Raw genomic sequence first — 10,730 nt, forward strand, 5'->3', positions numbered from 1 at the left:
GAGTTCCATGGCCGTCTCCGACCCACTTCCCCCGGCAGGGCTCCTGACGGACGGCGGGTACGAGTCCCCGCTCCCCGGAACGGCGCTCCTGCGGCTCACGACCACCCATGACCGCGAGGGTGTGCTCGACGGTGCGTGGTGGCCCCGTTCCAGACATCCCTCGGCCGAGTTGCCCGGGCCGATCTCCGCGCCGGCCGAGCGGCTCGGGCCCGTCGCCCGCGTCGGTCTGGACCGCGACGCCCGGGACGAGCTGCCGACCCGGATGACCGTCGACGGCCGTGTCGCGCACATCGATTCCTTCGTCGTGGGGGACGACACCGCCCTCGTGACCCGTGGCGACCGCGACCACTTCTCACTGCTCGTGACCCCAACCGACACGCCCCTGCCCTCGGCGAGGGCGGCGATGCCCGATGCGGTGCGAATCGACAACCCGCGGTGGGCCGGGCAGATCCTGGTCGACACCAGCGGTGGTCAGGTCTGTCCGTCCGGCCGGCCCCACTGTTGTAGCAGCAGGCGCCGGGCGGCCGGCGGATCGTCGTGGCAACCGAGCGGTCGGGGTCTCGCACGGGATCATCGTGGCGCCGGAGTTGCCGTGATCCCGGGGGCCAGGCCCCGGCGGCCGACGAGTGTCCCGTGAGGGGGTGGCGGCATGGTCGAGGGCGTGAGGCCCGGCGGAGTGCCCCAGGGGCGGCTGTCGGCGGCGGAACCGGGTCTGTGGCAGCGGGTGGTCGAGCAGTTGGACACGGCCGTGACCGTGCTGGACCCGGTGGGGCGGATCATCGCCGTCAACCCGGCCGCCGAGCGGCTGCTGGGACGCCCGGCAGCGGCGATGTACGGCCAGGACCTGCATGACCTGTGTCATCGGGACCCAGGAGGCTCCCGGATCCCACGAGAGCGCTGTCCGCTGCTGCGGGCACTGGGCGAGAGGCGTTCGGCGCGGGGGGACGACGACAGGTGCCTGCGGGGTGACGGTCGGCTGATCCCGATCTCCTGGTCGGCCACACCCCTCACGGACGGAGGCGGCTCTGCGGCCATGGCCGTACTGATCGTCGAGGCCGCGGCGGACCGCCCTGGCCGTCGGGAACGCGCGGAACGCGCAGGGCAGGCGGAACGGGCCGAACAAGAGGAGCGAGCCGCCCGGACGAGTGCTCTGGAGGATCTCGCCGAGCGGTTGACACTCGTCGCGGAGATCACCGACGTGCTCGGGCAGACCCTTGAGGTGGACGAGGCCCTCGCCCGGTTGGGCCGGCTCCTGGTCCCCCGTCTTGCCGACTGGGCGGCGGTGGACCTGCGGGTCGGCCCTCGTCAGGTGCACCGGGTGGCGGTGACCGGGCCCGAGGGCCGTGACGCCCGGCAGGAGGACTGGCACGGTCACCTTCCGCCGGCCGGGGAAGCGGCCCACTCGCCCCTGGTCCAGGTGCTGAACGGAGGCGGCCCGGTCCTGCAGGACCGGGCGGACATGGACGTACCGCCCGACTCGCCCCTGGCCGCCGTCCACAGTGCCTTTCTCGGAGCAACCGGCGCGGCATCCGTCATCACTGTGCCGCTGGGCACCGGCCGGCAGGTCACCGGCGCCCTGACCCTGGTGCGCACCGACGCGGCGCGTCCCTTCCACAGCGGCGATGCGGACGTGGTGAGCGAAATCGGCCGCCGGGTGGGCCCGGTCATCGACAACGCCCGCCGGTTCGGGCGCCAGCGCGCGGTCGCCGAAGCCATGCAACGCAACCTGCTCCCCCCGCTGCCCCGGCACGGGCGGGTCCAGCTGGCCGCCCGGTACCAGCCCGCTCCGGCCGGTTCGCAGGTCGGTGGTGACTGGTACGACGCGTTCACCCTGAGGGACAGCACGCTCGCCCTGGTCGTCGGCGACGTCGTGGGCCACGATCTGACCGCCGCGGCCGGCATGGCGCAGTTGCAGGGCGTCCTGCGTTCCCTCGTCTGGGACCACACCGAGTCGACCGGTGCCGTCGTGGACCGTCTCGACGACGCCATGCACGCCATCACCAGCGTGCCGATGGCCACCCTCGTCCTCGCCCGGCTGGAAGGCCCGGACAGCGGCCCGTGGACGCTTCGCTGGACCAGCGCCGGGCACCCACCGCCCCTGCTGCTGACCCCCGACGGGAACGCGCAGTACCTCGAAGCCGGGCAGGGTCTGATCCTCGGCACGCATCTGCATGCAGGCGGTCATCGGCCGAGCGCTGCCCTCGCCCTGCCGCCGGGGTCCACGCTCCTGCTCTACACCGACGGCCTGATCGAGGCTCCCGGGAGCGACCTGGACGCCGGGCTCGGCCGGCTGCGCCGCCATGCCCTCGCCCTCGTCCACGAACCGCTGGACACCCTGTGCGACCAGCTGTCCGCCCGGATGCCCCCCGGCAGTACCGACGACATCGCCCTCCTCGCCCTGCGCCTGCCCGGGCCCCGAACCGGGAGCGAGCCCTGATCGACGACGAGGCGCTCACCCCTCCGGAGCCAGCACCAGAACGCGGAACGGGCCGGGCGGCACGGCCGTGAGGGTGTCCTCTCCGGCGCTCCGCCACCCCCAGGACCGCAACGTCTCAACGGCCTGGTCGTCCCGGACATCCACCAACGTGACTCCGAGCGCGGCGCGTTGACCGGCGAGCAGTCGCTGCTGCAGGCGCCGGGCAAGGTTCCAGGGGCGGTCCTGGTGCTCCCAGCACACGCGGGGCGGGACGACGATCCCGGAGACGACGAAGAGCCGCCTGGGGGCGGCGCGGCGGAGCAGACCGTCCTGAACGTGCCTGCCGAGGCCCGCCCACCGCGGGCCGGCGCCGCCTGCGGGAAAGCCGTAGGCGCATCCGGTCAGGGCGGTGGTCTCCGCGATCAGCAGTGAGAATCCAGGCCGTCGTGCGTCGGCCGCGAGATGCCGCAGAAAGGCTGTGCGCGCCTGATTCCACGCCCATGGGCTGCCACCGGAGGTCTCCGCGTACAGGTCCCCCAGTTCCTGTCGGCGGTCCTCGACCTGACCGCGGGTCAGCTCGTGGAGACGTGTTCCCTCGTGGGGCGAGGGCCCCTGCCGCCCCTTCGGCCGGCCCGGCGTGCGTGCACGCCGCTTGCCCGGTGCGGGGAGGTTCGCCGTCGTCGGGAGAAGTATGAGCGCGGTCATCGGGCGAACCCTGCCCGGGGAGCGGTCCAGGACCGGCCCCGCGTCGTCGATCGCCGAGAGCGGTACCGGTCTCGGAGCCGGTGCGCGGCGTGCCCTCGGTGTCTTCCACCGTACTCCCGGCTCAGCCCGCCACGGCGGCCCGGCACTCGCCCCCTCCCGCAGCCGCGGCGGGGAACGGCACCGGTCTTCGGCGCACGCTTGCCCCCTCCGGCCCAGGCCGGCTCGGTCGATCGGCAGGCGGCCGGACCGCCGGTCGGCCGTGGCACGCACGGCCGCCGTCGCCCGGCATACCCTTCAGACGAGGGCCACCGCTGGAGCGTGCCACGGCCCCGCACCGTCGCCCGGCGTCTCGGGCAGGAACCGCACGCCTGGTTGTCACCCGCCGCCTGCCAGGAGGTCCGTATGGAGCACGAGCCGTTGCCCTCCGAGGGCCACGCCGAGGTCCGTATCGTCGCCGCCACACCGGAGGTGGCCCGGCGCGTCGCCGAAGTGCTGCGCCGCTGCTTCGCCTCGACCGAGCAGCGCAGCTACCCCGCCGGCCGGGGAGGAGGGACCCGGCTCCATCTCACCCTCGACACCGGGCAGACCGCGGAACCCGCACGGTCCTGGCTCGCGGCCAGTGAGTCGACGCAGGAGGCGCAGGCACACGCCGATGAGGTGTGACCCGGGTCCGTCACGCCTCGCGGATCCGCCGTCGCGCCCGTCACCAGGCCGTCGACCCCGGAGAACGGCAACCGCCTCGAAACTCCGCGAACACAAGGGCAACCGGCAGGCGGTCCTGCGAACCCTTCACAGAGCCGTCGAGCGCAAACCCCGCGCAGGCCGGCGGACAGTACTCGGCGCCGAGCCGGGAGGCCCTGGCAAGGTCCGGTGCCTGGGTCACCTGGCCGACGAGGGCCTGATCGAGGTGGACCGGGCCTCGCACCGGACACCCGCCCCGCCGTCCCGCTGCCGCACGAGGGCCTCCGACGGGTGGACGAGCCGGAGGAGCAGAAGACGTGCGAGAGGGGAGAGCGGACACGATCGTGCGACGCCCCGCCCGCTTCCCCTCGATCAGAGGTAGCCTGGCCGTACCGAGAGCTTTTCGCGCAGCGCGACCGGCGGTGCCGTTCCCGGCGAGTGACGAACGGGCAGTCGCCCGGCGACTCCCGGAACGGACCGCACGATGGGACCCGGCGGAACACCGGCCGACAGCGCGTCCACGGCCGATGCGCACACCTACCGTATGCCCCTGCCCCGCCTGGCCCTCACGCCGGACGTCAGCCACGGCCCGCTGGACGGGGCCTGGTGGCCGCACTGCGACGCACTGGAACTCGAACTTCCCGCCCTCATAGGCACGTTGGAGCCGGACCCGGGTGCCGCGGTACGGGTCACCGTGGACTCCGCCGCATGGTCCGATGCCCCGCACACGGTCATGGCACCCGGCCGCGTGATCGCGGTGGAGCCGGCCGGACCGGGAAGCGAGGCGCACGTCATCACGCTGGACTGCGGCACCGTCGGGCGCTGGGTGCTCCTGGTCGTCCCGCCCGAGGAGCCCGCCGGAACGGCGGGCCGGCTGCTGGCCGCCGCGGCCGACCCCGAGAACCCGCTGACCGCCTCGCGGATGCTGGCGCTCGCCGAGAGCGGGCGCCTCCGGGGCACGACAGGGAAGGCGGAATGAGGTCCGCCATCCCGTGGGCGCCTACGGCCGGGAGCGACAGCCGCCCTCACGTCGATGCTGCTCGTGAACCGTTGACCGTTCGGGGCGAGGCGCCCGCGCTCTTCGAGGAGTGCCGCATCGTCCACGCATACGGGGAACTGGACACGCAGACCGTGGCGCCGCTGGTCCGCGCCCTGGCCGAGGCTCGTGCGGCTCGGCGCGGACGGCTCTTCCTCATCGTGGACCTGAGCAAGGTGACTTTCACCGACTGCAGCATCCTGACGCCGCTGTGCGCGGCGTGGGCCGACTGCCGCGCCCGGGGCGGCTGGATACGCGTCGTCCACGACAACCACACGACGGACCTGGTCTTCCGCTGCAGCGGTCTCCTCGACCGCTTTCCCGCGTACGCCAGCGCCCAGGACGCCTGGGAGGGACGAACGGCCGACAACGGCACATCGGAGCGGCCGGCACAGCCCGGGTGACCGCACCGGCGAGCCGAGCCGACGCGCTCCCTGCCACCGAGGAACACCGTCCGGCCGAGGACGACGTACCGCGCCGAACCACTCGACAGGACACCTTCATGACGAACGACCGCCTACGCCCCCCGCCGCCGGCCCCGCCCCTCCTCCGCCTGTACCTGGCGCCCGAGAGCACCCTGCCACGCCGTATCGACGGGGCGTGGTGGCCGCACACCTCCGATCTCGCGGCAGAACTCACGCAGTTGTTCTGCGGTCTGCCCCGGGGCTGGGGCCGGATCGTCCGTGTCCTGGTGATCGGCACGGTGTGGACCGGAGCGCCGGGCCGCATGCTCGTCTGCGACCGGGTCGTCCGGCTGCGCGGGGCCACCACGGCGCACGCGCCAGGCACCCTCGTCCTGATGGCACCCGGCCATGGGCGCAGGGACCTGCTGGTCGTGCCACCGCACACGACCGAGCGGGCCGCCGCATCGCTCGTCTCCGCCGCCGGTCTGACACCGGAACCGTGCCGCTCCGCGAGCTGAGTGCGGCCCGAAGGCAGAGAGGAAGTCTGTCATGGCGAGCCCACATCTCCATGCCTGCCGGAGCTAGGGTTGCCGCACGACGCGGACGGTGCCGGATCCTTCGGAGACCGGCGCCAGGACCGACCGGGTCCCTCGCCGCGTCCCCGAAACGAAGGTGCTATGCCCGCTGAGAACGCCCCTGCCTCCGGCAGCCTCGACGACGACGACTATCCCGCCTACACCATGGGACGGGCCGCCGACGTTCTCGGCACCACGCCCGCCTTCCTCCGGGCCGTCGGCGAAGCCGGGCTGATCACCCCCCTGCGCTCGGACGGCGGCCACCGCCGGTACTCCCGCCGCCAGTTGCGCGTCGCCGCCCGCGCCCGTGAGCTGGTCGACCAAGGCACTCCCATCGAGGCCGCGTGCCGCATCGTCTCCCTCGAAGACCAGCTCGACGACGCCCTCCGACTGAACCGGGAAATACGCCGGAAGCTGGACGCGGACGGCGCGGATACCTAGTCTCGCCACCACAGAAATACACACTGGAACGGGAAGAGAATTACCTGACGCCACCCAAAACGCATGGCCATTTCCGCGCGACCCTGTGTTAACGTGATAGCAGTTGCAGTTTTGGTTGCCAGAGATTTTTTCTTTGCAGAGCTTTCCGGATCTTTCCGGAGGGGTGATCATCGCGGCGACTCGGATCCGTAAAGTGCGGAGTCCGGCACTGCCCCCAAAGGGAGATTCAATATGGCATCTGGCACCGTGAAGTGGTTCAACGCGGAAAAGGGCTTCGGCTTCATCGAGCAGGAGGGCGGCGGCGCTGACGTGTTCGCCCACTACTCGAACATCATCAGCAACGGCGGCTTCCGCGAGCTTCAGGAAGGCCAGAAGGTCAGCTTCGACGTCACGCAGGGCCAGAAGGGCCCGCAGGCCGAGAACATCGTCGCCGCCTGACGCCGACGCGTTCCACATGGCTGGGGCCCGTGCTCTCGGGGTGCGGGCCCCAGCTCATTACTTCCCCGGATCGACGCTTTCTCGTATCGACCCGGCTTTTCGCATTTCTTCGGCCCATTCTTGCGAATCCTCGCCCGGCTTCCGCCGCTGAAGGAATTCCTCGATACGCCGCATCGAGGAAGGTTCTTACATGAACCGCACCCGTGATACCGACGGCAGTTCCGGTCGCTTCCGCGCAGACAGAAGTACCGCGCGCTCGACAGGCTCGGCTCGTGGCAGTCGCTCCCGTACGCAGGAGAAAGGCCGGCGGAGCCCTCGTCCGGTCATCGGGCGAAGAGACGGCCAGGGCGCACGCCCCGCGCCACGCCGACAGGAGTTCGCCCTGCCGGTCACCCTCACCGAGCCACTGCCGGCGGTTCAGACGTTCGCCGAACTGGACATGCCCGCACGGCTGCTGGCCGCGCTCGGCGCCGAGGGCATGACCGCGCCCTTCCCGATCCAGGCGGCCACACTGCCGAACGCGCTGGCCGGCCGGGACGTCCTGGGCCGGGGGCGCACGGGCTCGGGCAAGACGCTCGCCTTCGGCCTGCCTCTGCTGGCCCGCCTCGACGGGCAGCGGGCCCAGCCCAAGCAGCCGCTCGCCCTCGTCCTCGTCCCCACCAGGGAACTGGCCCAGCAGGTCACCGACGCGCTCACCCCCTACGCCCGCGCCCTGCGACTGCGGCTCGCAACGGTGGTGGGCGGCATGTCGATCGGCCGTCAGGCGAGTGCCCTGCGCGGCGGCGCCGAGGTGGTCGTCGCGACGCCCGGCCGCCTCAAGGACCTCATAGAGCGGGGAGACTGCCGGCTGGACCGGGTCGCCGTCACCGTCCTGGACGAAGCCGACCAGATGGCCGACATGGGCTTCATGCCGCAGGTGACCGCGCTGCTCGACCAAGTCGGCGCCGACGGCCAGCGGTTGCTGTTCTCCGCCACGCTGGACCGCAACATCGACCTCCTGGTACGCCGTTACCTCCACGACCCCGTGGTGCACTCGGTCGACCCGTCCGCGGGAGCCGTCAGCACCATGGAGCACCACCTGCTGCACGTGTCGGACGCCGACAAGCACGCCGCGACGGCCGAGATCGCCGCCCGCGACGGGCGAGTGATCATGTTCCTGGACACCAAGCACGCGGTGGACCGGCTGACCGAGCATCTGCTGTCCGTCGGTGTGCGGGCCTCGGCCCTGCACGGCGGCAAGTCCCAGCCGCAGCGCAACCGGACGCTCGCCCAGTTCAAGGACGGCCACGTCACAGCTCTGGTCGCCACCAACGTCGCCGCCCGCGGGATCCACGTCGACGACCTCGACCTCGTCGTGAACGTCGACCCTCCCGGGGACCACAAGGATTACCTGCACCGTGGCGGCCGTACCGCACGGGCCGGCGAGTCCGGCACCGTCGTCACCCTCGTCCTGCCGCACCAGCGGCGCGCGGTGGACCGTTTGATGGCCGACGCCGGCGTCACGGCGCGTAGCGTCCGGATCCGCCCGGGCGAGGCCGAACTGCATCTCCTCACCGGCGCACGGACCCCCTCCGGCGTGCCCGTCACCGTCACCGTCGCCGCACCGGCCGCCGGACGAGCCGGACGAGCCGGACGAGCCGGACGAAGCGAACGCACGGATGCCGTTGCCCGCGGTCGCCGGAGAGGGGCCGGCGGCCGAGGTGGGAGCGGACGGACCGTCGGCCACGGGGGGAGCGGGCCGTCCTCCGCCCGAACCCGTCACTCCGTCCCCAGGAACAACCCCTAGCCCAGGCAACGGGACTCGCTCCCGGCAGGCGGGGCGAACCTTCACCTGTCCTGCCCGCCCCGACGAACAGGAGAAGCCCTTGACGCCGATTCCGCCCCGCACAAGGCAGGACGGGAACGCCCACGGCACCGGTCTGACCGCCCGTGACGCCATGCACGCTCTCAGTCCCCAGGTGGACGACCACATGACCGTCGACGTGGCCCTGTCCGTGCTCATCGGTGCCCGCGTCCCGCACCTGCTCCTCCAGGACGAGGACGGGCGGTGCGCGGGACTGGTCACCCGGGCCCAGCTCGCCGCCCACCGCGGCGGTTCCTGGTACAGCGAACGGACACGGCTTCGGGACATCCCGTACGACCGCGGGCCCTTCACCTCGTCCGTGGCCGTACTCGGCGAGGCGGTGGCCACCATGCGGGCCCGTGCCCTGGACGTGTCCCCCGTGACCGACGAGCACGGCTACGCCCTGGGCGTCCTCGCGCTCCCCCGCTGACCGCGTCGCGCGGCCGGCCCTCTCCGGTGTTTCTCCCCCACCCTGTGGAGGCATCCATGCGCTGTGTCATCGCCCGTTTCCCCTTCGACCTGACCAAGAGCGAGGTCGAGCAGTCGATGAACGGCATCACCCCCGAACCCGTCATCGGCCTGGCCGTGACCATCAACCGGCGCGTCTACCAGGTGATGCAGGTCGGGGAAGTGATCACCAGACAGAACCGCCGCGACTTCACGTCGGGCGAGATGCGCCGGGCCCTGACCCAGCTCGGCTTCACCTGCCACGACGCGCCCCCGGTCCCGCCGGCGTCGTACACACGAGCCGATGATGATCTGCTGGGCTGGTGACACCTTGATTCCGGCCATGCGCGGCACCGTCGTCGGACCGGCCTCCCGACACGAGGTACCGCCGCCTCGGCCCTCTCACCCGACTCCGGCTCGTTCTGGACCGTTTGAACTTCGAACGGCACTCGTGGACACGGCCCCGGACATACCCTGGCCGCACCGAGAGCATCTCGCGCAGCGCGACCACGGCGGTGCCGTTCCCGGCGAACGGCGGAAGCGGACGGCCAGGAGCCGCCCGGGACGGGATCGCGCGATGGACGTCACCGGAACGCCGGCCGAGGGTGTCTCCTCGGGCGGACCACGTACCTACCGGATGCCGGCCGCCCGGCTGGCACTCACTCCTGGAGTCAGCCACGGACCGCTCGCCGGAGCCTGGTGGCCGCGCTGCGACATGCTGGAACTGGAGTTGCCGGCGCTCCTCGGCTCGCTGGGCCCCGGCCTCGGCACCGTCGCCCGCGTCACCGTCGATGCCGTCGCCTGGCCCGACGCCCCGCGGAGGGTCACACTGCCCGGCCGCGTGATCGAAGTCGCCTTGTCCGCCGTGGATGCCGAAGCGCATGCCATCGCCCTGGACCGCGACACCGCAGGCTGCCGGGAGCTGCTGGTCATCCCGCCGGGCCGGTCGCTCACGGCAGCGACCTGGTTGCTGACCACAGCCGCCGATCCATGGAACACCCTGACGGCCGCGCACATGCTGGCGCTCGCCGAGACCGGTTTCGAGGGCGACGGCAGGTAATACACGGCCGACAGGTGTGAAGCGCCGCAGCATGTGGCACCCGAATCGTGAGCGGGCACACGCGAACCGCGTCCCGTCGCCGCGAACGGTTCGGCCATGAGCCGGGAGCCATCCGGGCCGGTAGGGCCCGCGCCGCCCGGTTGTCGCCGCCGGGCTGCCCGACGACAACCGGTGTGGCCCCTGAGCCGCATCCAGTCGCGTCGTCGACGAACGATCGCCAGTGCCGGCAGGAGACCGGCTGCCCCGGGCCGACACCGGAGGCCCTTCTAGGGTTCCGCGGAGCCGACCCGCTCGGCACGTGCGAACGCAACCGCACTCCGGGGGCCTCCTCCGCAGCCGCCTCCAGCGCTCGGCACGCACTCGTGCTCGCCTCGCACGGCGCCCTCGGAAGACACCGTGCCCTCCGCGTGCCCTAAGTCGAGGCCACTGGGCATACCGGAGGGCCTCATGAGGGTGTCACGAGCGGCGAGGCGCCCGATTGTCTCGAACGGCGGCGCGGGGAAGCCGGAGCCGGCATCGTTCGCCGGCTCCGGCACGGTGACGGAGGACCGGGAGTCCCGCGACACGGCGGCCGGTGGTCCTCCGCACGGTGCACATGGCCGACCGGCCCGACCCGTAAGGGGGTCAGCCGGTGAACGCGGTGGTGCCGTTCGGTGTGCCGAGCCCGGACGGGCCGTCGTAGCC

At 72.3% G+C, this 10,730-nt stretch carries 13 protein-coding genes; 12 read left to right on the plus strand and 1 reads right to left on the minus strand.

Annotated elements, in window-relative coordinates:
* The first annotated feature begins 7 nt into the window (after nucleotides 1-7).
* Both IE277_RS33125 and IE277_RS33130 read left to right on the plus strand, forming a co-directional pair.
* Nucleotides 8-637: a DUF5994 family protein gene (locus tag IE277_RS33125; protein WP_308433442.1), complete on the plus strand. Its 630-nt coding sequence runs from the start codon at nucleotides 8-10 to the stop codon at nucleotides 635-637.
* Nucleotides 638-649: 12 nt separating this feature from the next.
* Nucleotides 650-2,437: a SpoIIE family protein phosphatase gene (locus IE277_RS33130; RefSeq protein WP_189957417.1), complete on the plus strand. Its 1,788-nt coding sequence runs from the start codon at nucleotides 650-652 to the stop codon at nucleotides 2,435-2,437.
* A gap of 15 nt (nucleotides 2,438-2,452) precedes the next feature.
* On the opposite strand, the gene IE277_RS33135 is transcribed toward IE277_RS33130, so the two are convergent.
* On the minus strand, nucleotides 2,453-3,121 hold the full coding sequence (locus IE277_RS33135; protein ID WP_189957418.1) for a hypothetical protein: 669 nt from the start codon (nucleotides 3,119-3,121) through the stop codon (nucleotides 2,453-2,455).
* 402 nt (nucleotides 3,122-3,523) lie between these two features.
* Between IE277_RS33135 and IE277_RS33140 the strand changes: the two genes are divergently transcribed.
* The 10 genes from IE277_RS33140 (at nucleotide 3,524) to IE277_RS33185 (ending at nucleotide 10,046) form a co-directional block, all read left to right on the plus strand.
* Nucleotides 3,524-3,784: a hypothetical protein gene (locus IE277_RS33140; protein ID WP_189957419.1), complete on the plus strand. Its 261-nt coding sequence runs from the start codon at nucleotides 3,524-3,526 to the stop codon at nucleotides 3,782-3,784.
* Between the two features lie 502 nt (nucleotides 3,785-4,286).
* On the plus strand, nucleotides 4,287-4,781 hold the full coding sequence (locus IE277_RS33145; protein WP_229882141.1) for a DUF5994 family protein: 495 nt from the start codon (nucleotides 4,287-4,289) through the stop codon (nucleotides 4,779-4,781).
* Nucleotides 4,782-4,852: 71 nt separating this feature from the next.
* Nucleotides 4,853-5,242, plus strand: a complete 390-nt coding sequence (locus IE277_RS33150) for an STAS domain-containing protein (RefSeq protein ID WP_189957420.1) — start codon at nucleotides 4,853-4,855, stop codon at nucleotides 5,240-5,242.
* 98 nt (nucleotides 5,243-5,340) lie between these two features.
* On the plus strand, nucleotides 5,341-5,760 hold the full coding sequence (locus IE277_RS33155; RefSeq protein ID WP_189957421.1) for a DUF5994 family protein: 420 nt from the start codon (nucleotides 5,341-5,343) through the stop codon (nucleotides 5,758-5,760).
* A 159-nt stretch (nucleotides 5,761-5,919) separates the two neighbouring features.
* Nucleotides 5,920-6,258: a MerR family transcriptional regulator gene (locus IE277_RS33160; protein ID WP_189957422.1), complete on the plus strand. Its 339-nt coding sequence runs from the start codon at nucleotides 5,920-5,922 to the stop codon at nucleotides 6,256-6,258.
* A gap of 231 nt (nucleotides 6,259-6,489) precedes the next feature.
* A complete protein-coding gene (locus tag IE277_RS33165; RefSeq protein WP_189957423.1) occupies nucleotides 6,490-6,696 on the plus strand; it encodes a cold-shock protein in 207 nt (68 codons plus the stop codon).
* 190 nt (nucleotides 6,697-6,886) lie between these two features.
* A complete protein-coding gene (locus IE277_RS33170) occupies nucleotides 6,887-8,482 on the plus strand; it encodes a DEAD/DEAH box helicase (RefSeq protein WP_189957424.1) in 1,596 nt (531 codons plus the stop codon).
* 79 nt (nucleotides 8,483-8,561) lie between these two features.
* Entirely contained in the window at nucleotides 8,562-8,969 is a 408-nt protein-coding gene (locus tag IE277_RS33175; protein ID WP_189957425.1) for a CBS domain-containing protein, read from the plus strand.
* A 56-nt stretch (nucleotides 8,970-9,025) separates the two neighbouring features.
* Nucleotides 9,026-9,313 carry an SCO5918 family protein gene (locus IE277_RS33180; protein ID WP_189957426.1) on the plus strand — a complete coding sequence of 96 codons (288 nt, stop codon included), beginning with the start codon at nucleotides 9,026-9,028 and terminating at the stop codon, nucleotides 9,311-9,313.
* Nucleotides 9,314-9,563: 250 nt separating this feature from the next.
* On the plus strand, nucleotides 9,564-10,046 hold the full coding sequence (locus IE277_RS33185) for a DUF5994 family protein (RefSeq protein ID WP_229882142.1): 483 nt from the start codon (nucleotides 9,564-9,566) through the stop codon (nucleotides 10,044-10,046).
* The last annotated feature ends 684 nt before the right edge of the window (nucleotides 10,047-10,730 follow it).

The sequence above is a fragment of the Streptomyces alanosinicus genome, assembly GCF_014650595.1.
GTDB classification, from domain to species: Bacteria; Actinomycetota; Actinomycetes; order Streptomycetales; family Streptomycetaceae; genus Streptomyces; species Streptomyces alanosinicus.

Coding starts and splice junctions, on each gene's coding strand:
- IE277_RS33125 (WP_308433442.1), top strand. CDS start 8: ATGGCCGTCTCCGACCCACTTCCCCCGGCAGGGCTCCTGACGGACGGC.
- IE277_RS33130 (WP_189957417.1), top strand. CDS start 650: ATGGTCGAGGGCGTGAGGCCCGGCGGAGTGCCCCAGGGGCGGCTGTCG.
- IE277_RS33135 (WP_189957418.1), bottom strand. CDS start 3,121: ATGACCGCGCTCATACTTCTCCCGACGACGGCGAACCTCCCCGCACCG.
- IE277_RS33140 (WP_189957419.1), top strand. CDS start 3,524: ATGGAGCACGAGCCGTTGCCCTCCGAGGGCCACGCCGAGGTCCGTATC.
- IE277_RS33145 (WP_229882141.1), top strand. CDS start 4,287: ATGGGACCCGGCGGAACACCGGCCGACAGCGCGTCCACGGCCGATGCG.
- IE277_RS33155 (WP_189957421.1), top strand. CDS start 5,341: ATGACGAACGACCGCCTACGCCCCCCGCCGCCGGCCCCGCCCCTCCTC.
- IE277_RS33160 (WP_189957422.1), top strand. CDS start 5,920: ATGCCCGCTGAGAACGCCCCTGCCTCCGGCAGCCTCGACGACGACGAC.
- IE277_RS33165 (WP_189957423.1), top strand. CDS start 6,490: ATGGCATCTGGCACCGTGAAGTGGTTCAACGCGGAAAAGGGCTTCGGC.
- IE277_RS33170 (WP_189957424.1), top strand. CDS start 6,887: ATGAACCGCACCCGTGATACCGACGGCAGTTCCGGTCGCTTCCGCGCA.
- IE277_RS33180 (WP_189957426.1), top strand. CDS start 9,026: ATGCGCTGTGTCATCGCCCGTTTCCCCTTCGACCTGACCAAGAGCGAG.
- IE277_RS33185 (WP_229882142.1), top strand. CDS start 9,564: ATGGACGTCACCGGAACGCCGGCCGAGGGTGTCTCCTCGGGCGGACCA.